At 56.0% G+C, this 25,123-nt stretch carries 23 protein-coding genes; 15 read left to right on the top strand and 8 right to left on the bottom strand.

The annotated features are described in order from the left end of the window. Positions 1–84: 84 nt before the first annotated feature. The 5 genes from VNX88_00195 (at position 85) to VNX88_00215 (ending at position 7,453) form a co-directional block, all read left to right on the top strand. Positions 85–3,294 (top strand): hypothetical protein, encoded by a 3,210-nt coding sequence (locus tag VNX88_00195; protein HWY67045.1) that lies wholly within the window; start codon positions 85–87, stop codon positions 3,292–3,294. 214 nt (positions 3,295–3,508) lie between these two features. Then, positions 3,509–3,781 carry a carboxymuconolactone decarboxylase family protein gene (locus VNX88_00200; GenBank protein HWY67046.1) on the top strand — a complete coding sequence of 91 codons (273 nt, stop codon included), beginning with the start codon at positions 3,509–3,511 and terminating at the stop codon, positions 3,779–3,781. Between the two features lie 51 nt (positions 3,782–3,832). Continuing rightward, positions 3,833–4,099: a carboxymuconolactone decarboxylase family protein gene (locus tag VNX88_00205; GenBank protein ID HWY67047.1), complete on the top strand. Its 267-nt coding sequence runs from the start codon at positions 3,833–3,835 to the stop codon at positions 4,097–4,099. Positions 4,100–4,184: 85 nt separating this feature from the next. Next, complete coding sequence (locus VNX88_00210; protein ID HWY67048.1) at positions 4,185–5,837, top strand: carboxypeptidase-like regulatory domain-containing protein; 1,653 nt, start codon at positions 4,185–4,187, stop codon at positions 5,835–5,837. Between the two features lie 128 nt (positions 5,838–5,965). Continuing rightward, entirely contained in the window at positions 5,966–7,453 is a 1,488-nt protein-coding gene (locus VNX88_00215; protein HWY67049.1) for a carboxypeptidase-like regulatory domain-containing protein, read from the top strand. 6 nt (positions 7,454–7,459) lie between these two features. On the opposite strand, the gene VNX88_00220 is transcribed toward VNX88_00215, so the two are convergent. From VNX88_00220 to VNX88_00230, 3 genes are all read right to left on the bottom strand, one after another. Then, positions 7,460–7,603: a hypothetical protein gene (locus tag VNX88_00220; GenBank protein HWY67050.1), complete on the bottom strand. Its 144-nt coding sequence runs from the start codon at positions 7,601–7,603 to the stop codon at positions 7,460–7,462. A 1-nt stretch (position 7,604) separates the two neighbouring features. Beyond that, positions 7,605–7,745: a hypothetical protein gene (locus VNX88_00225; GenBank protein HWY67051.1), complete on the bottom strand. Its 141-nt coding sequence runs from the start codon at positions 7,743–7,745 to the stop codon at positions 7,605–7,607. Positions 7,746–7,820: 75 nt separating this feature from the next. Next, positions 7,821–8,621, bottom strand: a complete 801-nt coding sequence (locus VNX88_00230) for a zinc-binding alcohol dehydrogenase family protein (protein ID HWY67052.1) — start codon at positions 8,619–8,621, stop codon at positions 7,821–7,823. Between the two features lie 54 nt (positions 8,622–8,675). Here VNX88_00230 and VNX88_00235 point away from each other — a divergent pair, with 54 nt between their 5' ends. The 10 genes from VNX88_00235 to VNX88_00280 all read left to right on the top strand — a co-directional run bounded on the left by VNX88_00235 (position 8,676) and on the right by VNX88_00280 (position 17,337). Further along, the gene (locus VNX88_00235; protein ID HWY67053.1) at positions 8,676–9,443 is read left to right on the top strand and encodes a dienelactone hydrolase family protein; all 768 of its coding nucleotides are present in this window, start codon (positions 8,676–8,678) and stop codon (positions 9,441–9,443) included. A gap of 64 nt (positions 9,444–9,507) precedes the next feature. Beyond that, positions 9,508–10,245 carry a hypothetical protein gene (locus VNX88_00240; GenBank protein HWY67054.1) on the top strand — a complete coding sequence of 246 codons (738 nt, stop codon included), beginning with the start codon at positions 9,508–9,510 and terminating at the stop codon, positions 10,243–10,245. A gap of 61 nt (positions 10,246–10,306) precedes the next feature. After that, complete coding sequence (locus VNX88_00245; protein HWY67055.1) at positions 10,307–10,672, top strand: carboxymuconolactone decarboxylase family protein; 366 nt, start codon at positions 10,307–10,309, stop codon at positions 10,670–10,672. A 252-nt stretch (positions 10,673–10,924) separates the two neighbouring features. Beyond that, positions 10,925–12,145, top strand: coding sequence for a type II secretion system F family protein (locus VNX88_00250; protein ID HWY67056.1), 1,221 nt, complete (start codon positions 10,925–10,927; stop codon positions 12,143–12,145). 7 nt (positions 12,146–12,152) lie between these two features. After that, positions 12,153–13,784, top strand: a complete 1,632-nt coding sequence (locus VNX88_00255) for a GspE/PulE family protein (GenBank protein HWY67057.1) — start codon at positions 12,153–12,155, stop codon at positions 13,782–13,784. Further along, positions 13,784–14,674 carry a hypothetical protein gene (locus VNX88_00260; protein HWY67058.1) on the top strand — a complete coding sequence of 297 codons (891 nt, stop codon included), beginning with the start codon at positions 13,784–13,786 and terminating at the stop codon, positions 14,672–14,674. The genes VNX88_00255 and VNX88_00260 overlap by 1 nt, the downstream gene beginning before the upstream one ends. Then, positions 14,674–15,264, top strand: a complete 591-nt coding sequence (locus VNX88_00265; protein ID HWY67059.1) for a PilN domain-containing protein — start codon at positions 14,674–14,676, stop codon at positions 15,262–15,264. The genes VNX88_00260 and VNX88_00265 overlap by 1 nt, the downstream gene beginning before the upstream one ends. Beyond that, positions 15,265–15,822: a hypothetical protein gene (locus VNX88_00270; GenBank protein ID HWY67060.1), complete on the top strand. Its 558-nt coding sequence runs from the start codon at positions 15,265–15,267 to the stop codon at positions 15,820–15,822. It abuts the gene before it with no gap. A 2-nt stretch (positions 15,823–15,824) separates the two neighbouring features. Then, a complete protein-coding gene (locus tag VNX88_00275) occupies positions 15,825–16,397 on the top strand; it encodes a hypothetical protein (GenBank protein HWY67061.1) in 573 nt (190 codons plus the stop codon). 4 nt (positions 16,398–16,401) lie between these two features. Then, entirely contained in the window at positions 16,402–17,337 is a 936-nt protein-coding gene (locus VNX88_00280) for a hypothetical protein (protein ID HWY67062.1), read from the top strand. A gap of 62 nt (positions 17,338–17,399) precedes the next feature. Here VNX88_00280 and VNX88_00285 read toward each other — a convergent pair whose 3' ends face one another. The 5 genes from VNX88_00285 to VNX88_00305 form a co-directional block, all read right to left on the bottom strand. Beyond that, positions 17,400–17,771, bottom strand: coding sequence for an iron-sulfur cluster assembly accessory protein (locus tag VNX88_00285; protein HWY67063.1), 372 nt, complete (start codon positions 17,769–17,771; stop codon positions 17,400–17,402). Positions 17,772–18,239: 468 nt separating this feature from the next. Next, positions 18,240–20,036, bottom strand: a complete 1,797-nt coding sequence (locus VNX88_00290; protein HWY67064.1) for an acyl-CoA dehydrogenase family protein — start codon at positions 20,034–20,036, stop codon at positions 18,240–18,242. Between the two features lie 149 nt (positions 20,037–20,185). Continuing rightward, complete coding sequence (locus tag VNX88_00295) at positions 20,186–21,364, bottom strand: acetyl-CoA C-acyltransferase (protein ID HWY67065.1); 1,179 nt, start codon at positions 21,362–21,364, stop codon at positions 20,186–20,188. 93 nt (positions 21,365–21,457) lie between these two features. Continuing rightward, positions 21,458–23,995, bottom strand: a complete 2,538-nt coding sequence (locus VNX88_00300; protein ID HWY67066.1) for a 3-hydroxyacyl-CoA dehydrogenase NAD-binding domain-containing protein — start codon at positions 23,993–23,995, stop codon at positions 21,458–21,460. Positions 23,996–24,339: 344 nt separating this feature from the next. Beyond that, positions 24,340–25,017, bottom strand: a complete 678-nt coding sequence (locus tag VNX88_00305; GenBank protein HWY67067.1) for a response regulator transcription factor — start codon at positions 25,015–25,017, stop codon at positions 24,340–24,342. Positions 25,018–25,123 lie beyond the last annotated feature (106 nt).

The raw sequence follows: 25,123 nt of genomic DNA on the forward strand, positions 1-25,123 counted from the left end.
GACAACCAAAAGGGACGTGACTCTCAGAGGCCAAGCACTAGTCAAACGAAAGATCTGGCAGTACACCGAAAGGATTTCTGCGAAATGACTTCAAGAGCCAAATTGGGAAACCACTTCCGCGCCGCAGCGCTCATCCTGTTGTCCCAAGCATTTCTCACTGGCACAGCCCTCGCACAGCAAGCCGAGCCGAAGCCCGTCCGCTTTGATGCGGGAACCATCTCCGGACTGCCCGCGCGCAACATTGGCTCTGCAACAATGTCCGGGCGCGTGGCGGCTGTGACTGCTTTCACTGACAAAGGCCGCCTAACCGTCTTTGCGGGAGCCGCGAGCGGCGGAGTATGGAAGTCGGTGAACGGAGGCAGCAGCTTCCGTTCGGTCTTCGACCAGCCATCGGCGCAATCGATTGGGGCATTGGCAGTTGATCCTACAAACACGAGGATCGTGTGGGCCGGCAGCGGCGAAAGCTGGATGCGTAACAGCGTCTCGATCGGCGACGGCATTTACAAATCCACCGATGGCGGGGAGAACTGGTCCAACGTTGGCCTGAAGGATTCCGAGCACATTGTGAAGGTGATCGTGAACCCGAAGGACGGAAACACGGTATTCGTGTGCGCAACGGGATCGGCCTTCGCCGACAACGATGCCGGCGGTGTTTACAAGACAACCGATGGCGGCAAGAACTGGCGCAAGGTGCTCGCTGGCGCGAACCGTTCAACTGGCTGCGGGCAGATGTCGATGAGCACGCAAGAGCCGAACACACTCTATGCGACGACTTGGGACTTTCGGCGTCAGCCCTGGACCTTCCGCTCCGGCGGTCCTGGCGGTGGAGTCTTCAAATCCACCGACGGAGGAGATCACTGGAACGAGATCACTGAGACCAGTGCGAAAGGCTTGCCTGGGAAACCTTATGGGCGCATCGCGATCGCGGTAGCTCCGTCGAAGCCGCAAACCGTGTACGCGATGATTGAGTCGAAGGCCAGCGCACTCTATCGCACCGATGATGGCGGGCAGAACTGGAAGAAGCTGGACGCCAGCCAGTACATGGTGTGGCGTCCCTTCTATTTCGCCAATCTAATCATCGATCCGAAGAATGAGAACAAGATCTTTAAAGTCGATCTGGTGTTGTTGCTCAGCGTCAACGGGGGCGAGAGCTTCAGTGCGGTTTCAAATCAGGCCCACGGTGACTTCCACGATGTTTGGATCAATCCCGACGATCCCAACGTGATTTTCGCGACTGATGACGGCGGGTTGTGGCGCAGCTTCGACGGGGGAACGCGCTGGGAACATCAGATGAACCTTCCCGTCTCGCAGTTCTATCACGTAAGCGTCGATAACCAGATTCCCTATCACGTTTATGGCGGGCTGCAGGACAACAGCTCATGGGTCGGCGATTCGTCTTATCCGAGCGGCGTGACGAACTCGCGTTGGGAAAACATGTATGGCGGCGATGGATTCTGGATGTGGGAGGATCCCTCCGATTCTAACTACATTTACGCGGAGGCTCAGGGTGGCGAGATCGGCCGCGTAAATCGCTGGACGCATGAATCACGCGCGATTAAGCCCTATCCGCAATATGGTGAGAAGAAGCTCCGTTTCAACTGGAACACTCCAATCCAGATCAGTCCGAACGACAAGGACACCCTCTACCTAGGCGCGCAGTTTCTCTACCGCTCGCATGATCACGGACAATCGTTTGAGCGAATCTCTCCTGACCTGAGCACGAACGATCCGGAAAAGCAGAAGCAGGAAGAGTCCGGTGGCATCACGGTCGATAACTCTGCCGCAGAGATGAATACGACCGTCTATACGATCTCCGAGTCTCCAAAGAATGGACAACTCATCTGGGTTGGAACCGACGACGGCAATATCCAGATCACGCGCGATGGCGGGAAGAACTGGACGAACGTGGCCGGCAACGCTCCGGAAATCGGCAAGGGATCTTGGATTACCTGGGTAGAAGCCAGCCGCTATGACGAAGGCACAGCCTACGCGGCGGTTGATCGCCACATGTATGGCGACATGACTCCGCACATTTTCAAAACCACTGACTACGGCAAGACGTGGAAATCGATCATGGCAAGCGACAGCGGCGTTCGCGGCTGGACGCATGTCATAAAAGAAGACCTTGTTAATCCGAACCTTCTCTTCGTCGGAACCGAGTTCGGGTTCTTCGTGAGCAACGACGGCGGAGAGCGTTGGGCGCAGTACAAAGGCAGCAACTTCCCCGCGGTGGCGGTTGATGACCTCGTGATTCAGCCGCGAACCAACGATCTGGTGTTGGCGACTCACGGGCGCGGTATCTGGATCATCGACGACATCTCACCTCTTCGCTCGCTCACCCCGGAGATCATGCAGCAGGAAGCTGGATTCCTTCCCATGCCGCAAGGAACGCAGTGGCTTGAGGTCTTTGCGGGATGGCCTGAGGGCGCAAACTCCTTTAACGGTCCGAGCCGCCCAGACGTTGCTACGATCCCCTACTATCAGCGCACGCGCCATATCTTCGGCGATTTGAAGATCGAGGTCTTCGACTCTCAGGGCAAGCTGGTCGATACGGTTTCCAGCAGCAAGCACCGCGGTGTAAATCGGGCGCAATGGTCGATGCACTTGAAGCCCCCGAAGGTACCACCAGCGGCCAGCGCGTCGTTTGGCGCGGCGTTCGGACCACGCGTTCTTCCTGGAACGTATACCGTGAAGATGACCAAGGGCGATAAGGCCTACGAGTCAAAGATCGACGTTGTACTCGATCCGCGGATGAAGTTCAGCGTGGAGGATCGCAAACAGCAGTTCGATTTAGCCACCAAACTGGCCGCCATGCTCAATCACATGAGCTGGGCGGTGGATGCGATCATTGCAGTGCGCGACACTGCGAACCGAGATGCGAGCCAGCTCAAAGACAAGGATTTACTGAAGCAGAAGCTCATTAAACTAGCAACCGACTCGGATGCCATTCGCAGCAAGATTGTCGCAACCAAAGAAGGAGGCGCCATCACCGGCGAGGAGCGGCTGCGCGAGTTCCTGGCGGGCCTCTATAGCGACGTAAACGGGTATGAGGGTAAGCCGACCGATTCGCAAGTGGCACGCACCGATGTTTTAAGGCGGGAGCTCGAAGATGTAATCGGCGAGTTCCAGAAGCTTGCCACGCCGCAATTGGATTCGCTCAACAAGCAGTTAGCGGCAAAGAAGCTGCAGCCCGTCAGATTGATCCCAGAACAGGAATGGCAGAAAGCCCAGGATGCGGCCGAAGGCGGAGGAGCGGCGGCTCCCAGTGCGATGGGCATGCGGGAGATGGATTAGGTCTTTACAAACTTGACGCTTAATAGCACTGTCATCCTGAGCCCTTCTTTTGGGCGAAGGATCTCCCGAGAAATTTCGGACCTAATTGCTGCGTCTCGGCTTTTTCACGACGTTCTTGGCCGAAAAGCCAATTGAGTGCAATTACGTTCGACGCATCGCGGGAGGTCCTTCGGCCAACAGAGGGCCTCAGAATGACAGTTCAACAAGGGATCCTATGACCGATCTTCCAAGGCTGGCAACCAAGATTCACATTATCGAGGATCACGAAGCCACGGGCGATATTGCCTCCGCATACGACTTCTGGCGGACTGGATCTGGACGGCAGCAGGTTCCGGGGATCATCAAGTGCTTTGGAGCGCGGCCTGACTTTCTGCGTCAGGTTGTGGAGTTCTCAAACACTGTTCACTTCTCGGAAGGGCATCTCACCAGGCGTCACAAGGAGATGCTCGCTACCTATGTTTCTTCTCTGAACCGCTGTCCGTATTGAATCGACAGTCATGCCTACTTCCTGCGGGTTCAGGGAGCATGCGATGAGACTGTGGGCGCCATTGCCCAAGGAAAACTGGAACAGGCTGGTCTCGCGGCAGCCGAGCGAGCGCTACTCAACTATGCGCAATTGATCACGGAGTCAGCCAGCCGTTCCACTCACGAAGACGTGGATAAGCTGAGGCAGGCGGGATGGAGCGACGACCAGATTTCGGAGGCGGTGTACGTAATTGCAATATTCGCCTTCTTCAATCGGGTGGCTGATGCCTTTGGGGTGCCCTCCCAGAACTATCTCCAGACAGGTAGGCTCACTCCATGAGACCCCATCATGCGGTCCCAGGGCGGATTTGTGCCATTTCGGCACAATTTAAGATTTGCCTTTAAGCCCGCTTCTCAGCTAGCTTATGCGCATGCGGTACTCTGCCTTCGCGGTGCCGCCGGCCTCGCACCGCATGTTGCTCTCTGTGGTTTTTCTATGCCCGGCCATTCTGTGTGGTCAGTTCATGGGCACTCCACAACAACAAGCTCCAGCGCGGTATGTGCTCACTGGAACTGTCGTCAGCTCCTCCACCGGCGGCGGCATTCCTTACGCTTTGGTGCAAGTAGATCAGAGCGCCAAGCTGGCTGACCAGAATGGGAATTTTCGTTTCGATAGCCTGGTCTCCAACACGGTCAACCTGCAGGCACACAAGCCAGGCTTCTTTGAGGAGAATGAAGTCAACGACACGCACGCGCCGAACACGGTGACGCTCTCCTCCCCTTCTACGAATGTACTAGTGCGATTGGTGCCGGAAGCGGTAATCAGCGGACATGTTGAAAACCCTGAGGGCGAGCCTCTTAATGGCTTGCCTGTCCGTTTGCGCCTTGCGCAAATCGTTAATGGGCGGAGAATGTGGCAGCAACAAGGGAGCCGTCAAACCGACGATGATGGCAACTTCCACATCGCAAACCTAAGGCCCGGCACGTATTTTGTCCAGGTAGGACCAAACCCCAGAGCGCGCCCAGTAGGCGAGCAGGACAAATCCGAAGTAATTCCGGCTCTCTACTATCCCGGTGTACGCGAATTGAGCGCCGCCACACCTTTACGTCTTCTTCCTGGCCAGCGTGTCAATCTTGAATTCGCAACGAAGCGAGTGCCGGCCTACCGCGTCTCGGGTGCCGTCACCGGCGTGACCGGGAACATTGGCGGTCTTACGCTTCTTGACCAGGACGGCGAGAGGAGCGAGGTCGGCATGCGTCTGGACCCCAGAACGGGAAGGTTCGACGCGTTTCCCATTCCGGCAGGAAGCTATCGCCTTCGTTTCAACGGCCGAGATACGGATGCAACGGAACTCTACGCCGACGTTCCAATCAACGTGACTACGAACCTTACAGAACTCCGCATTCCCGTGGAACGCACCATGACCATTCCGGTGGAGTATCAAACGGAGTACAACAAACCCGACCGGACGCCGTTCTCAGGGATAGGCGGAGTTGAGGGCGGGTCCAGAAATCGGCGAATGCGTTCGGCGCAGCTCAAACTGATCTCTCGCAGGCCTCCGTACCAACAGTTTTGGGCATCAAGCCAAACGTCCGGAGGAGCTGAGGCGTTTCGCGGACTTGAAGCCGGCACATATGACGTAGAAGTCGAGTCCATCGGCTCCGGCTACGTCGCGTCAGTGACCTGGGGTGGGAGGGACCTTCTTCGCGAGCCGCTGGTTTTGGCAGAAGGCTCGGATCCTCAGCCAGTCCAGGTAACAACGCGGGATGATGGGGCGTCACTGAGTGGCTCGGTGCAAATTGGGAACGGCGTCCAGTTCGCGCAGGTGCTGATGATTGACGAAGACGGGGGCGGAGTTCCTCCGCGTCCTTTTTCCGTGAATAGCTCCGGCTCTTTTCAGGTTCAAGGTCTTGCCCCGGGACGTTACGACATCCTCGCATTTGACCGGCTTGATGGAATCGAATATCGCAATCGCGAAGTGTTGGAGGCGTATTTGTCTCATGCTGCGCACGTAACGTTAAGCGCCGACGAGCAAGCTAAAGTAACGCTTGACTTGATTCGCACACAACAACAATGACCTGCAGATGCTTATTCCCGTTATTACTGACTCTGGCAGCGATGCCCGCCGCCTCGCAGCGTGCTCAAAACGCGAGCCAAAGATTCGACGTGAGCGGGAGGGCGGTGAATGCCCTGACCGGAGAAGCTTTGCACACTGCAACGATCCAGCTTTTTCCGACGAATGACCGAGGAAAACCTCTGCGCTTCGAGACTGGCTCGGATGGCTCTTTTGAATTTCACGGCCTCGAGCCCGGGAAATACAGCCTGGTGGGACAGGTGCGAAACTTTCCTCAGCAGTCCTTCGAGCAGCACGAGAATTTCAATACCGCGATCGTGGTTGGTCCTGACAAAACCAGTACGGGGATCATCTTTCGCATGCGTCCGGAAGGCGCCATCACCGGCAGGATACTCGACGAACATAACGAACCTGTCCGCGAAGCACAGGTGCTGCTTTTTCAGCGAAATACCGATACGGGAAAGCGGTTAATCGAACAGAGATCGCAGACGATGAGTGACGATCAGGGCGAGTACCGTTTCAGTCACCTGCGACCGGGAATGTACTACATTGCCATTTCTGCACAGCCCTGGTATCGACGGTATCTCCAGCCTGTGCTGACGCGGAACCGCGAATCCCCTGCTCCGGCGGCCGACATCGATCCGGCGCTGGATGCCGCTTATCCGATTACCTACTATCCGGGTTCCAGCGAGGCAGATAACGCAGGCGCCCTGATCGTTCACCCCGGAGACCGCCTGACTGCAAACTTTGACCTCACACCCGTTCCCTCGTTGCACGTAACCCTTCTCAACACTCGCAGCGAGATGGATCGCCCCATACAACCCAACTTGCGTGCTCGTGTGTTTGGCGACTCGTGGGTATTCGTTCAGCCAACGATGGGATGGCGTCAGAATGTAATGGAAATGTCGGGCATCGCACCGGGAGATTACTCGCTCAACTTGATGCAGCGTGATGGGACAGAAAACAGGATGTCGGCACAAGACGTTACACTGCGCGGAGATATCGAATTCGATGCCGCTGCAGTCGCAAGTCTCGAGCAGTTGCATGGGCATATCAAGTACGACGGCACACGTACACCACCGAATGCTTTTCTTCAATTCCGTGACGTTAACGCGCGAGGAGGAATGGGCACGCGCCTGGACGAGCACGGTGAATTCAAGCTGCAGCCGCCTCACGCAGGACGCTACGTCGTCGCTCTCGGCAACGCTCCGGGATATGCAATCCGCACCATCTCTGCGACTGGTGCTCGGGTAAGCGGACGCACGCTGGACCTAACCGGATCTGAGCCGGTGGAATTGACTATCGAAGCCTCAGAAGGCGTAGCGCAGATCGAAGGTACCGTTATGAATGGTGCCAAGCCAGTGTCTGGCACGATGGTAGTTTTGGCCCCAGAGGAGATGGCAGATAACGCCTCACTCTTCCGTCGCGACCAAAGCGATAGCGACGGCACGTTCACTCTGCGCGATGTGGTGCCGGGACGATACACAGCAGTTGCGCTTCAGAATGGGTGGGACATGGAGTGGGCCTCCCCCGAAGCGCTACGACCATATCTCGCCAAAGGCACACCAGTAGTGGTCAGTGGCAAAGAGAAGCTCGATATCAAGATTGCAGCACAGTGAGAGAAATCAGAACCAGTCGCTTTTATAGGCTACCCACCAACTGATGAACGCTACTGGGATCGTGGCGAGCAATCCCCACAACAGCGGCAGTGACAGGTCTGCAACCAGGCTAAGCACGAAGAATGTCGTCCAGAAGATTCTTTTTTGCATGCTAGTTCGTCTCCGCATCTTGCCGGACTGCGAGCACTGCAGCTCCGCGAATCCCGTCACGCTTTAGTGTTTGCAGCGCCTCGTTGGCTTGCTCCAGGGAAAAGATTTGGATTTGCGTGTGAATTGGAATCTCGGCAGCCACGCGCAGGAAATCAAAGCCGTCTTGGCGCGTGTTGTTGGCTACGCTGCGGATCTTTCGCTCCCAATAAAGCAGATCTTATGGGAACGAAGGAATTGGACTCATATAGATTCCGCCGAGCACCAGGGCTCCACCACGCTTCAGATTCTTGAGAGCCGCCGGAACCAGCTCGCCGGCTGGCGCAAAAACGATGGCAGCATTAAGCGGCATAGGCGGATCGTCATAAGCGCCGCCCACCCATTCAGCACCGAGCTCAGCCGCTAGCTTGCGATGCTTCTCTTCCCTTGTGGAAACCGCAACGCGCATGCCCCAGTGACGCGCGACCTGAATGCAGACGTGGCCGGCCGCGCCGAAGCCGTAGATACCCAGTTTGTCACCGGACTCGAGTTCCGCGAGGCGCAACGCGCGAAATCCAATGATGCCGGCACAGAGCAATGGCGCGGCTGCGAGAGCGCTGAACTTATCGGGAATCGGATACACGAACTGCTCTGGCGCCACGACGTACTCGGCATAACCACCATTAGCCGTCCAGCCGGTGTAGAGCGCGTTGGGACAGAGGTTCTCTTTTCCACGCAAGCAGAACTCACAGCGTCCGCAAGTGCGATGCAGCCAGGGGATGCCCACACGCGCTCCTACAACATACTTGCCGGCATTTGTGCCCGTACGGACCACGCGTCCAACCACTTGATGTCCAGGTATGACTCTGGGCAATTTCAGTGCAAGCTCACCCTCCACGACATGCAGATCCGTACGACATATTCCGCAGGCGCTTACTTCGACCAGAACCTCATCGTCAGCAGGTTCAGGAATCGGCACTTCCGACAGCACGAGTGGACTAGTGTCGATGGCTGCCGGTCGGGAGAGGACCATTGCTTTCATTGTGCCGCTCATTCGCTTACATTAAGACATCCTTACACGAGACACGAGGACTGGATGATCGTCGCCACCGACTATCCTGAAATTATTGTCGACAACTCACCGCTGCGCATGTTTCTCGCGGCGCCCAGGACTGAAGAGAAGCGGAAATTTCCTGGCGTCATCTTCTACTCCGATATCTTCCAGCTCACTGGGCCCATGCTACGCGCCTGTGTGCGGCTCGCGGGATACGGATTTGTCGTCGCGGCTCCTGAGATTTATCACCGCATCGAGCTGCCCGGCTCGGCGATTCCATTTGACGATGCGGGACGTACTCGCGGATTGAAAAACGCTTCGAGCACTGAGGTCGCAGAATTCGACCGAGACTGTCGGGCGGTTGTCGACTACCTGGCACAGCACCCGCTGGTGTCTCCAACCAAGTTGGGAGCCGCGGGTTTCTGCATCGGCGGGCATCTCGCCTTTCGGGCGGCGCTTCAGCCTGATGTGCGTGCAACGGTTTGCTTTTATGGCACGGGTATCCACGATGGACGCCTGGGAAAGGACACAGATGCAGAATCGTTACAGCGCGCCGGAGATATCAAGGGTGAGTTGCTGATGATCTTTGGCGAATCCGATCCTCATATCCCGAAGGAAGGACGAGAAAAAATCCGGACTGAACTTCAAGAAGCGGGAACGAGATATCGAGTTAAGCTCTACCCTGCCGAGCACGCATTTATGCGCGACGAGGGACCGCGGTACGATCCGGAATGCACTGATCTTGCATTCGCCGAGATGATGCATCTGTTCCGCAGTACTTTTGGCGAGAGCTCAGGAATCGCGGCATAGGACCGCGACTTCCGTGCATCCAAGCTAGCGTCGCGACATTTGCCTCCGATTTCTCCTTATTCGCATGCGTAAACGAATTCAGATCATTTTTATCGCCTTCATCGTTCTGGCTGGAATACGGCTGCTTCTTATCTACCGCGAGCGTCATGCATCGGTACCTGCGCCAAACGCCCGTCAGACCCCCACTCTGAACGCCGATGACTACGTTGTGCCTACGCAAGTGCATTCGACTGATTTCAAATCGGCGAAGGAAGATCTAAGTGGCAAGACGGTGTGGGTGAAGGCGGGAAATCAGGTCACTTACTTTCCCTATGCGGCTGGACATGTCGATTTCAAGCATTCTGCCGGATTGCTCCCACCGATGAAGAAGCTTCAAATCACAAATGTGATCCAGAGTGTGGCTCCGGATGCGAATGCGGAGGAAATTGCTCCGGGAGTACGAGTCAGGGCGCAGCGGGTTCTTGCGGTCTTCAAGCCTGATGGAGAGACGAAGTCCTACGTCGTAGGCATCGGCGGCAATCGAGGTGGCGATTACACGCTCTACATCAACGACATGTTTTTCTTCGAGGATCCTCACCAGCTATACAAGCATTGGACGCGCGACGTATGGTCGGCCATCGATCAGCATCAGGCCCTGAAAGGCATGAGCGAGCTGCAGACGGCGCTTGCTCTCGGCGCCGGAGTTCCGGAAGGAAGTGGAGGAGACTTCGGCAATCGCACTTTGAGATTCGACAACAACGGCCATCCCGTAACTGTTACCTTCGAACGCAATCACGCTACACAAGTGGTCCCAGGATCTTGAGGAGTTAGCGCACCGAAAAATGAATTAGGGTAATCTCATCCTGCGGAGGGAGCAACGAACAATGATGCTGGATTGGAATGAATATCAAAAAGAGTTGATGACGACGATTGGAAAGATCGCGCAACTAAGCCCTGAAACCGTCAGCGGTTACCAAGCTCTGCACGCTGCTGGGAAGAAGACGAATCATCTCGGCGCAAAAACGCGCGAATTGATCGCGCTGGCCGTTGCGGTCACAACGCATTGTGACGGCTGTATTACGGTTCACACGAGTAACGCTATCAAGGCAGGCGCAACGAAAGAAGAGATTGCCGAAGCACTCGGCGTAGCAGTAGCGATGAACGCCGGAGCTGCTCTGGTTTACAGCGCGCGCGTAATGGATGCTTACGCTGCGAAGACGGAAAATGAGCCTGTAGCGGCCACACGCTGAGAGCAGATCCTGCGACCTGCGTCCCTCGGCTACAACGGCTGGGAGGCAGGCCCGCACCGGGTCGAAATGTCTTTGCAGCTCTGGTTGTTACCAAAGTTCTGCCACAGTGATATCCCGGCTGTAATTCCCTGCAAGTGCCGTCCCTAGAGACGTTCATACGCTTGGTACAACACACCAAAGCCTCGCAAACCGGGGCTATCCCTCTGATTTCCGAATGTTAGACTCTAGGAAAGGCTATGGCGAAGGAAGAGCATGGCGGAATACCTGGTCAATACCGCCGACGAGCGCGGACATGTCTCTGAGTACGTAGAGCACGGGGCCTCGGTTGCCGAGGTTCGCGACCGCTTTGCGCAGCAGGGGCTGCTTGTCACTTCTATCAAGCCCCGAGGGATTCTCGGAACAACCCGGTCTGGGCCCCAAAAGAAGCTCAAACTCGAGCAATTTGTCATCTTCAACCAGCAGTTTCTGACTCTTATTCATGCGGGACTGCCGATCCTGCAGGGCCTGGATCTGCTCAGTAAACGCCAAAAAAATCGTTACCTGCGCTCCGTTCTTGAGAATGTTCGGCAACGCGTTCGTACCGGCGAACTGCTTTCAGAAGCGTTTCGGCACGCGGCTCCCGGCGCGGTCTCAAAGGTATACACAACTACTCTGCTCGCAGGTGAAAAGAGCGGCAACCTCGAAGAGGTGCTGGGTCGATTCATCGCCTTCCAGCGTGTGGCACTTGCCTTTCGAAAGAAGCTGCTGGCATCGCTGGTTTACCCGGCGCTCCTCGTCACCATGGTAATGGTGATGTTCACCTTCCTCCTGAGTTATGTGGTTCCGCAGTTTCAGGGTCTCTATTCCCAATTGGGAAACGGAACCGCGAGCCTGCCCAGCATAACTCTATTTGTGCTCGGCATTGGCGAAGTTGTGAAGCACTGGCTTTGGGCTATCGTCCTCGGACTGGCCGGAGCCGTCTTCTTTCTTTGGCGATGGAGCAAGACCGAAGGCGGATCGATAACCATCGACCGCGTCCGCCTGGCATTGCCGCTCGCGGGAGGCATCTGGTTGAAATATCAGGTAGCGATCTTCTCGCGCACTCTGTCAACATTACTGAGCGGCGGACTTCCTCTCGTTCAGGCTCTTGAGACGGCTGGCAGTTCCATCGAAAGCAAGTTGCTATCGAATGCTGTTCTGCAGTCTGTGCAAAAGGTGCGGGAGGGACTTCCTCTTTCTCGAAGCCTGGAAGAGACCAAGCTTTTTCCTGAATTGGCATTCCAGATGATCGAAGTCGGAGAGTCGACAGGTGCGCTGCCCGCCATGCTCACTTCTATCGCGGAGTTCCTCGAAGAGGATGTGCAAACGGCGTTGAGCGCGGCTTTGGCCTTAATTGAACCCGTGATCCTGATCGTGATGGGATTCGTGGTTGCCACGGTACTGATCGCTTTATACCTCCCGATCTTCTCGCTGGGAGCACAGGTCGGAGGATAGATTTCATATGGCAGATACTGCACTCTTTGTAGGCGGCGCGTCGGACGCGAACTCTGAAGCTCGCGCTCGCGATTTGGCTCGACGCTACCGCCGCGAGTTCGTCGATCTTAAGAACTACCACATTCAGCACGAACTGTTTCGCACCGTCCCTGTAGACCTGATGTTTCGCTACAACTTTGTTCCGTTGGAGGAGCAAGGAGACGAGCTCACCATTGCAATCTCAGACCCGAGCCGTCTGATGATGATCGACGAGATTGGCTTGCTGCTGAACAAGCGCGTTCAGACTAAAGTCGCAACGCTTGTGCAGATCGAAGAGATTCTCAAGAAAACTGAGCAGTCGCAACGCGTTCTCGACGAGGCGACCGAAGGCTTCACCTTCGATGTGGTGCGCGAAGATGAAGCCGGCGACGAGACCATCTCTATCGAGCGGTTGACATCGGAAGAGGACATCAGTCCGATCATCCGCCTGGTAGACACTACCATCTTCACTGCTCTCGAACGGCGGGCAAGCGACATCCACATTGAGACCCAGGACGATTCAGTGATCGTGAAATACCGCATCGACGGCGTCCTGCAGGCGGCGATGCAACCGATCTCCAAGGAGCATCACTCGACGATCATCTCGCGTATCAAGGTGATGAGCGAGCTGGACATCGCCGAGCGTCGCGTCCCGCAAGACGGACGCTTTCGCGTGAAGTACAAGGGTCGATTGATCGACTTCCGCGTCTCCATCATGCCAACTGTGCATGGCGAAAATGCCGTGCTCCGCGTGCTCGACAAGGAGTCGATGAGCGAGAAATTCCGCAAGCTCACGCTCGATGTGGTGGGCTTTGACGAAGATGATCTGCGCCACTTCCGCCGCTACATCAAAGAGCCGTATGGCATGGTGTTAGTCACCGGACCAACCGGCTCCGGAAAGACCACGACCCTGTACGCCGCCCTTAACGAAATCAAGAGTGAAGAAGACAAGATCATCACTATTGAAGATCCGGTTGAGTATCAGATTCGGGGTATCACCCAGATTCCCGTAAATGAGAAGAAGGGGCTCACCTTCGCTCGCGGATTGCGGTCAATTTTGCGTCACGATCCTGACAAGATCCTGGTCGGCGAGATTCGCGACACGGAGACCGCCCAGATCGCGATCCAATCGGCGCTCACCGGCCACCTTGTCTTCACGACCGTCCACGCCAACAACGTCGTGGACGTGATCGGGCGTTTTCTCAATATGGGAGTCGAGGCTTATAACTTTGTCTCAGCGCTGAACTGCATCCTCGCACAGCGGTTAGTTCGCGTAATCTGCGATTCCTGTAAGAAACCGGTCCGGTATTCAGCCGAACAGCTCGAAGCCAGCGGGTTAGAGGTCAAGGAGTGGGGCAGCTTCGTCTTTTACGAAGGTGAAGGGTGTATTGAGTGCGCGGGCACCGGATACAAGGGCCGCACAGCGATCCACGAACTCCTGGATCTGACCGACCGGATTCGTGAGCTGATCCTGGAGAAGAAGCCGACGTCCGAGGTTCGCAAGGCCGCTCGCGAGGACGGAATGCGTTTTCTGCGTGAATCGGCGTTGGCAAAAATTCGCGGTGGTGTAACCACTCTAAAAGAGATTAATAAGGTAACCTTCATCGAGACCTCGCGATAATGCAGAGCCAAAGACAAGCTAAGCCGTGCCTCGCCTGCGAGATCACAACGCAGAGCTTGATTGGCGCGCGTGCCAAGTCAGACGGGAGCGCACTTGACGTGTACACCGCCCGGAGCCTGGATAGAGAGATGGTCCGGCCCTCACTGTGCGCTGGAAATATAACCAATGCTTCCGTTTTGGGCGAGACCATCGCGAGCGCGCTTTCTGCCGTAGGGGGACGAAAGCGTGATGTAGTTGCCGTTATTCCTGACGCGGCGGTCCGCGTATTGTTGCTGGACTTCGACACACTTCCGGAGAAGACTACCGAGGCCGAACCCATCATTCGATTTCGTCTGCGCAAGTCCGTCCCATTTGATGCCGATCAGGCAGCGCTGTCCTTTCAGAGCTATCGAAAAGACGGGGGCATAAAGGTGCTGGCTGCGCTGACGCCACGGGAGGTTCTTCAGGAATATGAAACCGCATTTCACACCGCCGGTTACGAGCCCGGATACGTGCTTCCTTCCACCTTGGCAGCATTGAACGGAGTGGATGCCGACCGGCCAACGCTGCTGGTGAAAGCAGATGGGAATTTCATTTCTGTGGCGATTGCCGATCACAATGAACTCGTCTTCTACCGAATGCTCGATGTAGTTCCCGGAAGGACGGGGACGACGATCGCCGACGAGGTATACCCGTCGATCGTCTTTTTCGAAGACAATTACTCCGCGAAGATCGAGCGCATCCTGCTCTCTTCCGTCTCCGACACGGAGGAATTGAAGCGGGCACTGCAGGAGCAGACCGGAGTTCTACCACAGACGCTCGACACCGGAGTCTATGCTACCGAGAGCTTATCGGGCGATGGTCTTCCCGCTTCGGCGCTGGCCGGAGTGGCAGGAGTGCTGACTCACTGATGAGAATCGCAATCAATCTTGCCTCGCGTCCTTACCAGGACGAACGGGCCTTCTATCGAAACTGGGGCTCAGCGCTCGCTATGGCGATCGTGGTCACGGCGTTGATGGTGTTCGTCTCCGTCCGTCACTACGTGAACACACAAAGAGAGTGGGCCCAAGTCCGGGAGACAGAGGCAAAGCTGGCTGAGCTCAAGAGCGAGGAGGCGCAGGCTCGCCAAATTCTTGCGCAACCGGAGAATCGAGGGACACGAGATCGATCGAACTTCCTGAACGCGGCCATCATACGCAAGTCCTTTTCGTGGACCCGACTCATGGAAGACATGGAGAAGGTAATGCCTTCCGGCCTTCGTGTCGCAGCCATCACGCCTGGCGTGGACCGCAATCATTTTGTACTGAAACTACAAGTGCAAGGGGAGCGACGCGAGGCGGCCGTGGAACTTTTGCGGAACATGGAAAAATCATCCCATTTCCGCTCGCCGCAGCTCAGTACTGAGACCCACACACCAGAATCCAAGAATGGCGAAGGCGCCGTGAAGTCGAATATCTTCACTGCCTACCTTCCCGCCGAACCCCTCGAAGGAGGCAAGTAGATGGCCGACCTCTCTCGAGCGCGTAAACGCATCCTCTACACCATCGTTGCCCTGGGGGTAATCGATGCGGCGGCTCTCATCTACCTGGCACTTCCCTTGCGTGCCGGAGTTGCACAACCAGAGCAGGTACAGCAACAGGCCGAGGAGGAGTACCGTAGACTTAGCCACACGAACGTCCCTCTACGCGGCATCGATCAGAAACTAGCACAAGCTCAGAAAGACAATGCTGCATTCATTGAGAGAAGGTTACCGTCGCGGTACTCCGACGTGGTTGAGGAGTTGGGAAAACTGGCGAATGCCAATCACATCGCGATCGGGTCGATTGGATATACCCCTTCAGCCGGCGACTTATCGGGAGTTCTCAACCTTGAGATGCATGCCGGTCTGGCTGGACAATATGTGAATATCGTGAAGTTTATGAACGCGATCGAACGCGACAAGATGTTCTTTATCATCGACAGTATCGGGTTGACCGGCCAGGGTGCTTCCAAGAATGGGCCGACAGGTGTAGTCCATCTTGATATGAAGCTCGACACATACCTGAGAACGCAAAGCTGAAAATGAAACTAGGTTCGGAAGACAAGAAGAAGGTGTACGCGATGGTCGGATTGTCCGCCGTCGCAGTACTCCTTTTGCTGCGAGCACTCTTGTCGTCTGGTGCGCCTGCAAGTACTGTTGCCGCATCCGCAACAACAAGTGCCTTGAACCGACCCGACAGTAATGCAGTGGGTGGTAGGAGCAAGGCCACTCTGCCCCTTGATCCAACATTGCGGACTGATCTGCTAAAAAATAGTGAAGAAGCCGCCTACAAAGGCACGGGACGTAACATCTTCGAGGACACACTTCCTCCGATTGTGGCTCCAGTGGTAGTCAAAAAGGAAACGCCGCAGCCGCCCCCTCCTCCGCCTGGTCCGCCGCCACCACCCCCGATTCCACTGAAATTCTATGGCTTCGCCAACAAGCCAGGACAGGCGAAGGCCATCTTTCTGGCGAATGGTGACGACATTTTCATTGGCCACGAAGGCGAAATCGTCAATCGCAGGTACAAGATCATACGCATTCATCCAACCCAGGTTGAGATCGAAGATGTGCTGAATAACAACCGGCAGAGTATTCCGCTCACGCCAGGTTAAAGTCGTGCAGAAGAGGCATTCCCAATTCAGGAGCACACGAGAGCGCGGATACGTGCTGCTGGCGATCTTGTTCGCTTTAACCGTGCTGATCGTCGGCTTGGCTGTCGCGGCGCCGAAGACTGCGATCGCTCTGCAACGAACCAAAGAAGACGAGCTTGTTCGTCGCGGACAGCAATACGCGCTTGCCGTTCGACGGTTCTATAAGAAGTTTGGACGCTACCCTTCCAACCTCGATCAACTGGAAAACACCAACAACATCCGCTTCCTCAGACGGCGTTACCTCGATCCTCTTACGGGAAAGGACGATTGGACTCCGATCCAATTCGGACAGGCGAGACCGGCTGTAGGCTTCTTTGGACAAAAGATCACGAACATCAGCGGAGCCAGCCCTTCAGGACCAGGGCTAGGCCCTTCCACTATTGGAACCGGACTTGGAGGACCGAGCAGCTCAACCACTTCCAGCGGTAGCAGTTCTTCGGGAGGGAGCACCAGCGCCGGCAGCAGTACAAGCGGAACGACGGCAACAGGAGTTAATCCGGGAGCGGCAACAGGAGGTAGTCCGGGAGTGGCAACAGGGGGCAGTCCTGGAGCTCCTTCTGGGCCGGCAGGCTCTGCAAGCAATCCATTTTCAAACGATCAGCTAAGCGGGCGCACTTTTGGTGGGGGAGCAATTGTCGGCGTTTCGGTGCCGTCCCAAAAGGAGTCGCTTAAAGAATTTCAACAGAAGAATCACTACAACGAATGGCAGTTCGTTTACGATCCCACCATGGATCCGACGTTGCGAGGAGGTCTCGGTGCAGGAGCTGCTACTGGCATTCCCGGAGCGACCGGGAACCTTCCAGGTCAAACTCCAGGCGGTCTCAATTCCGGACCTCCTGGAACGATTAACCCTACAACGAACATGCCTTCCATGCCCGGCCAACCCACCACTCCCAAATAGGGACCCCCAACGAAAAGGCCCCGCTTTCGCGAGGCCAATGAGTCATACTTTCGAGGAGAGGCTTACACGCTAAAGGACGAGCCGCATCCGCACGTGCTCTTCACGTTGGGATTCTCAAACTTGAAGCCCGCGGCCTCAAGAGTCTCAACATAATCCACGACGCATCCCTGAAGGTACATGAGCGAGGTCGCATCAACGAATACCTTCAGCTCGTCGAAGCTGAAGACCTTGTCCATCATGCCAGCCGCGTTTTCGAAATTCATGGAATAGCTAAAGCCAGAGCAGCCGCCGCCCACTACGCCGATCCGAAGACCCGCCGGCATTGGGTCCTGCTGCACCATGATTTCTTTTACTTTGGCCACAGCTGTGGGCGTGAGCGCCACTGGGGAAGCTTTGGAAGTAGTCTCGATATTGGGTTGTACCGTGGTCGCCATTCTCTTCTCCTCGATGAAGCCTCATTATATCAGCCGCTTAGCGGCAATTAGAAGCACTATGTCTTAGATGGCCCAATAGCGCAGGGGATGCAGATTGTAGATGAGGCAGGGCTTGCCTTTGCATACCATGACCAAGATTCTTGGTCGTAATGACCAGCTTCTGGCTGTCGTACCCGAATCGTGCCGCTTCCAGCGGCACGATAAGCATTGAGCCCGGCACACGGTGCCGATACAAGGGATGGTTATCGGAGCCCTGTAAGGGCGGCACTTCTGTGGTCTACATATCAGTCGCGAAATGCCGGCAGGTGCCGCCCCTACCGGGGCTCGCTTCCACAAAAGCTCCCCCGGCACTTTGGTGCCGGGCTCAGTTCGGGTTCGTGCCGCGAAACGCGGCACGATCGAACTGCCTTCCAGCTGAAGTCAGCATTTGACGCGAACAAGAACCAAATCCTACGTTTGTCTGAGCCCCTACGCGATCACGTACTTCCCCGCATCTATCACCTGGGCAGCGATCTGCTGCCGCAGGGCAATTGTGTTGGTCGGATCATGCTTGAGCAGCCTGCGCAAGATCGTTGTCTGTATGCGGAGGTTGTCGCCTTCAGAAGCGGCAGCAACTACTTTGCGCGCCGCTACCTCGATCCGCGCCATCGCTTCGGACAAGTACACCTGAGTCATCGCAATCGGTAAAGCAGAGCCAGATTCCCCTCGAGACTGGAGCAGCTTCAATGTCCGCAGCAGCACCGAGTCCATCGCGAAGACCTCTATGATGATGTCGGCCAGAGCCGCCATCACTTCCTGCTGCTCTGCTAGTTCCATCATGTACCGCTGGGAAGCCACTCCGGCTGCAAAGAGCGCAACCTTTTTGGCATTCGCTACCAAAGCGCGTTCTGCAGTAAGCTCGCCTTCGGCTTCTTCGTTCATAGACGGGCCTGAAAGGACCTCATCCATCAGCTTCTTGATGGCCGGCATGAGAGCGAGCTGTCCGCTCATCGCTCGTTTCATCAACCATCCGGTGATGATCATTCGATTGATTTCGTTAGTGCCTTCGAAGATGCGATTCACGCGTGAGTCACGGTAGGCGCGCTCAGCCGGGTATTCCTCTACGAAGCCATAGCCTCCGTAAATCTGAACCACATGATCGACAACCTGATCGAGCATCTCGGATCCCCATACTTTCAGAATCGAGCACTCGACGGCGTATTCCTCAATCCCTTTCCGAATCTGTGTCGAAGCATCAGCGCTATGCTTGTCGATATCGCGCAGCGCCTCATCGATCATCCCGACAGTTCGGTACGCGAGAGACTCGCCTACGTAGATCCCTGTCGTAATATCTGCCAGCTTCTCCCGGATGAGACCAAAATCCACCAGAGTCTTTCCGAAGGCCTTCCGCTGCTTGGCATAATTGAGCGCGGCTAACAACGAGGTTCTGGCACCGCCGACACAGCCTGCGCCGAGTTTGAAGCGGCCGATGTTCAGGATATTGAAAGCTATGATGTGACCCTTGCCGATTTCGCCGAGCAGATTCTCTACCGGCACCTTGCAATCGTTCAGGATCAGTGGACAAGTCGAGGAGCCACGAATTCCCAGCTTCTTCTCTTCAGCTCCGACTGAAAACCCAGGGAAGGTGCGCTCGACGATGAACGCTGAAAATTTCTCGCCGCCGATTTTCGCGAAGACGACATAAAGGTTCGCGAAGGATGCATTTGTGATCCACATCTTCTCGCCATTAAGGATGTAGTGCTTACCGTCAGGCGAAAGATCAGCTCGCGTGCGACAGTTGAGCGCATCCGACCCAGACGACGACTCTGACAGTGCGTAGGCCCCGACCCACTCGCCCGAGGCCAGCTTAGGCAAATACTTTTTCTTCTGCTCCGGCGTGCCGAAGTAAACAATGGGCAGCGTGCCAATTCCGACATGCGCACCCCAAGTAACGCTGAAACTGCCAGACTTCGCGATGTAGTCGGCAATGATGGCTGACGTGACCTTGTCCATCTCCATCCCGCCGTACTCCTCAGGGATGTCGACTGAAGTCAGGCCGAGTTCGCTGGCCTTCTTGATGAGATCGCGCGTGACCGAGAATTCCTTGTGCTCGATCTTCTCCAGATTGGGAACGATCTCTTTGAGCGCAAACTCTTCCGTAGTCTGAGCGATCTGGCGATGCTCATCGGTAAAGTCCTCAGGAGTAAAAACTTCTTCCGGTTCACGCTCTTCGATAAGGAAGCTTCCGCCTGCGATCTTCGTCTTGGGAACTGTTGCCGTTGCCATTTGAACCCTCCAAAAGCGATTGAACACGAAGGGCACGAAGGAAACGAAGGTTGCTTCTATACAACCTTTACAGATTTTGGGCCGGGACAAAGATCAAAGGTTCCTAATCCTTCGTGCCCTTCGTGACCTTCGTGTTAACCCCCGGTTTTCTATTGAATATTCTCGAAAATTCCTGCTGCGCCCATGCCGCCACCCACACACATTGTCACCAATCCGTATTTCCCATTCCGGCGCTTCAGTTCGCGGATTACGCTGGCCGTCAACTTCGCACCCGTGCACCCTAGCGGATGTCCCAGCGCAATGGCACCGCCGTTAGGGTTCACTTTCGCCGGATTTAGTCCTCCAGCCTTAATAACCGAAAGCGACTGTGCGGCGAACGCTTCGTTTAATTCGATCACGTCAATCTGATCGAGGGTGAGACCTGCAATCTTAAGAGCCTTGGGAATTGCGTACACCGGACCGATGCCCATCTCTTCCGGCTTGTATCCTGCTGTTGCAAATGCAACGTAGCGCGCCAGCGGCTTAATGCCAAGTGCCTGCGCGCGTTCAGCCGACATTACGACTGCGGCTGCTGCCCCGTCAGACATCTGCGAGGAATTGCCGGCGGTTACTGTCCCCTTGGCATGAAAGGCTGGCTTCAAGGCGGACAGTGCTTCCATGGAAGTGTCCGCGCGAGGACCGTCGTCGATCTTGAACTCGATGTCGATGCGCTTCGGCTTGCTGCCGTTTGGAGTGGTGAAACTCACTGGCACGGACACGAGTTCGTCGTTGAACTTGCCCGCTGCAATCGCAGCCAGGGCTTTCTGATGACTCGCCAGCGAGAATTCATCCGCCTGCTCACGCGTAATGCCGAAGCGCTGTGCCAGTCGCTCGGCGGTAAGTCCCATGGAGAGATACGCGTCCGGATAGTTCTCGATGAGCCACGGGTTCGCACTTACCTTGTTTCCGCCCATGGGGATCATCGTCATCGATTCCACGCCGCCTGCCACAATCACGTCCGCTCCACCCGACATGATGCGCTCAGCGGCCATGGCAATCGACTGCAATCCCGAAGAACAGAAGCGATTGATGGTCATCGCCGAAGACTCGACCGGAAGTCCCGCACGAAGGGACGCGATCCGTGCCACATTCATCCCCTGCTCTGCCTCAGGCATCGCGCAGCCGAGGATCACGTCTTCAATTTCCTTCGCATCGAGTTGCGGCACCCGCGCAAGCGCGCCCTTAATGGCAACTGCCGCCAGGTCGTCGGGACGCGTAGCACGCAAACCGCCTTTGTATGCTCGACCGACTGGCGTGCGCACTGCACTGGCTATAACCACTTTACGCATAATCAAACCTCTCACCACAGAGGACACAGAGAGCACAGAGGAAGTCGGAAGTTGAACCCTTTTTCTCCTCTGTGTCCTCCATGTCCTCTGTGGTTAATTCCTCAAAGTCTTCCCCGTCTTCAACGTGTACTGAATCCGCTCCTGCGTCTTCTTCTCTCCGCAAAGAGACTTAAAAGCCTCGCGTTCGAGATCCAGCAGATACTGCTCGCTAACCGGAGTTCCCGGCGTCACGTTGCCGCCGCAGATTACCTCTGCGACTTTGTTGCCGATCTTTACCTCGTGGTCGCTGATGTACTCGCCCTGCCTCATTAGATGAACGCCGAGCTTCAACGTCGCCAGGATGCTCTCGCCTGGAGCCGGCACATCGGTCCGCATAATGGGAGCACTATAGCCTTCCTTCACGAGGTCCAGCGCACGACGTTTCGCATCGGTAACGAGTCGCTCGCGATTCATCGTGACTACATCCGCTTGTGACAGAAAGTCCAGTTTGCGGGCCTCGGCGGCTGAAGTTGAGACCTTGGCCATAGCAATGGTCTCGAAGTTCTTCTTCATGGCCTCCATCAGTTCGACCGATTCGCCACGTCCTGCCGGCCGAATGCTGGTGGAGGCATCGACTGCACGCAGCAAGATCTCCTTACATCCACCGCCACCGGGGAGAAGTCCGACTCCGACTTCGACCAAGCCCATGTACAGCTCAGCGTGAGGCTGGCGCGCAGCAGCATGCAGACTAACTTCTGTTCCGCCTCCGAGGCACATGCCAAATGGAGCGGCAACAACAGGTTTCGGACAGAACTTAATTGCTTGCGTCATCCCCTGGAAGCCGCGAATGGCCAGGTCAACCTCGTCCCATTCGCCTTCCTGAATGGCCATGAGGAGGAGCATGATGTTAGCGCCGACGGAGAAATGCTGCGCGTCGTTGCTAATGATGAATGCGTCGAACTGATTCAACGCGGCGCTGCCAGGCTTGAGTGTTTGCGTTACAAACTGAACGATGTCGCCACCCAGCGAATTCATCTTGGAGTGGAACTCGATGGCCGCAACTCCGTCACCCAAATCGACCAGCGACGTCGAGGCGTTCTTCTTGACGACTCCGTTGGACTTCTTAGCAACGGTCACCGACCACACGCCTTCGGGTACCTCGAAAGGGCGGTAGTCTGAAGTCTTGAGATCGAAATAACTACGCCCAGAAGACGAGTTCTTGTCGTCGGCATACCACGATGTCTTGCCGCCGGCGAGCAGCTTCTCGACATTGGCTGCGACTGGACGCCCTTCCTTCTTCATCCGCTCTACCGTAGGCCCAACCCCGGCGGCGTCCCACATCTCAAATGGGCCCATCTCCCAGTTGAAGCCGGTGCGCATGGCGCGATCGATTTCGACAACCGTGTCGGAGATCTCAGGAATGCGGTTGGCTGCGTAGGTCCATAGCTCCGATAGTGACGTCCAGTAAAACTGGGCAGCCTTGTCGCGCGGATCAGCGTTCAGGATCATCTTCAGCCGCTCGAGCGCAGAGTCCACGTTCTTGGCCATTTCGAGCAGTTGGAACTTGGGCCTTCCGCGCGGATGATAGTCGAGCGCTCTCCAGTCGAGCGCCAGGCGCTCTTCGTCTCCTGATGGCGATTTCGCTTTCTTGTAAAAACCTTGCTTCGCCTTATCGCCGAGCCATTTGCGCTCAAGCATGTGCTGATAGAACGCAGGGAGTGTCAGCTCGGAGCGCTCATCCTGAACGTTCTTGGTCATGTTGCTGACAACATGGCCGAGGATATCCAGCCCAACCATATCGATGGTGCGGAAGGTAGCTGACTTCGGCCAACCGACAGCCGATCCGGTAAGCGCGTCAACTTCCTCGATGGAGAGTCCCATCTCCTGCATGATGCGCATCACGTTCAGCACTGAGAACGTTCCAATGCGGTTGGCAATGAAGTTGGGTGTGTCCTTGGCGTGAACGATCGCCTTGCCCAAACGCTGATCGCAAAAGTGCGCAATCGCTTCCATCGCTGCGGGATCAGAATTGGGAGTTGGAATGATTTCCAGGAGCCGCATGTAGCGCGGTGGATTGAAGAAGTGGGTGCCGAACCAGTTGCGGCGGAAGGCCTCACTGAAGCCTTCTACGATGTTGCCTACCGGCAGCCCGCTGGTATTCGTCGTCACGATCGCGGTTGGTTTGCGAACCGCTTCGACCTTCTTCAGTAACTCGCGTTTGATTTCAAGGTTCTCGGCGACGGCCTCGATGATCCAGTCCGCGTCGGCAAGAAGCTTGAGATCGTCTTCGAAGTTCCCTGTCCTTATCAACCTCGCCAGGGACGGATCAAAGAAGGCCGCTGGCTTGGACTTCTTCGCGCCTTCGAGTCCCGCGGCAACGATCTTGTCGCGCTCGGGATTGCGCTCCACCGGCTTGCCAGGTGTCGCGCCGGGAGGAACTATGTCGAGCAAGTAGCTGGGGACACCCGCGTTTGCTAAGTGGGCGGCGATGCGGGATCCCATAGTTCCCGCGCCTAGGACGGCAACTTTGTTGATTTGAATGGCCATGGATGAAGTGGTAGTCGCCTGAGGCGAGGTTCCCATCTTATCGGAGGCGAAGTCTGGCGTGGCGACTGGGTTGAGTTCGACTTCTTCGATAACCGTTTTAGACATGAGGGCTCGAGAAATTATACTGAATGATTATTCATTCAGTCAAACCTATCGAACCTTTTCAGCTGGGTTCACGCTATGTCCGGGCGAAATTTTGCCGCTGCTGCAAAGCAGCGCACTCCCTGCCCGTTCCCTGTTACTTTTTTGAATCGCGCTTTAGAGGCCGCTAACTCCCTCAGCGGCCGGTGCTTAGGACGAAAGCGTCAGAATTCCCTGTTAATTCGCTGCGTTTGACACAAATTTGGAGATTTTGGGCAGAATTCGACGCTTTCCGAATCGAAATCAAGAAATGCCCTGTTATTGTCCGTGTTTTCTTGCTTGCGTGCGTAATTTCGCCGCAGGCGCGATTAACCCGGTTCGTCCGTGCTGGCGACCAGTGAGTGTGTAATCGCGTGGACGGAGAGCGCGATGCGGTTCTGCACGCCGACCTTACGCATCAGCTTGGCTACGTGAGCCTTCACGGTGCGCTCTTCGATCTGCAGCGCCTGGCCGATCTCTCGATTCGAGCGCCCGGCTACGAGCAGTTCGAGCACCTCTTTTTCTCGGTCGGTAAAGCTAACGCGGCCCGCGGGGAAGATTTTCCCAGGAGACGAGGTGACGCGATCGATGAAGATCGACATCACTCGGCGTGGCGCCCAGACTGATCCCTGATGAACCACGCGAATCGCCTGCACAAACTCAGACGGGCTAGCGGCCTCATCAACAAACCCTTTTGCGCCGGCTGCCAGGGCTTTGAGAATGGCCTCATCGTCCGCTCCAGTACCGGTCACTATGATGCGCAGGTCGGGACGCGCTGCCTTCATGCTGGCCATCACGTCGAATACGCTGCCGCCTCCGCTGGCACGATTGCCCAGAAGGACGAGATCTACATTCTGCAGGCGCGGCAACTCTTCGAGCGTCGCGGCAGAGAGTTCCAAATCGGACTCGCTATCAAAAAGGGAACGAAGTCCTATGAAGCGCAGGGGGTCACTGTCAACGACGGCAATATGTATCATCGGCTTCTTGGCGGTTGCAGCAGCTTTCATGGTCTTAAGCACAGCTGAGGCCTAGCATACCTTGAATCGAAGCCTATGAACTATTAGTGCAATGTCCTAATGGACATGTACTGAAGTGGTCAACCCCCTGCTGGAA

It is taken from the genome of Terriglobales bacterium, assembly GCA_035567895.1.
Classification (GTDB): Bacteria; Acidobacteriota; Terriglobia; order Terriglobales; family Acidobacteriaceae; genus Gp1-AA112.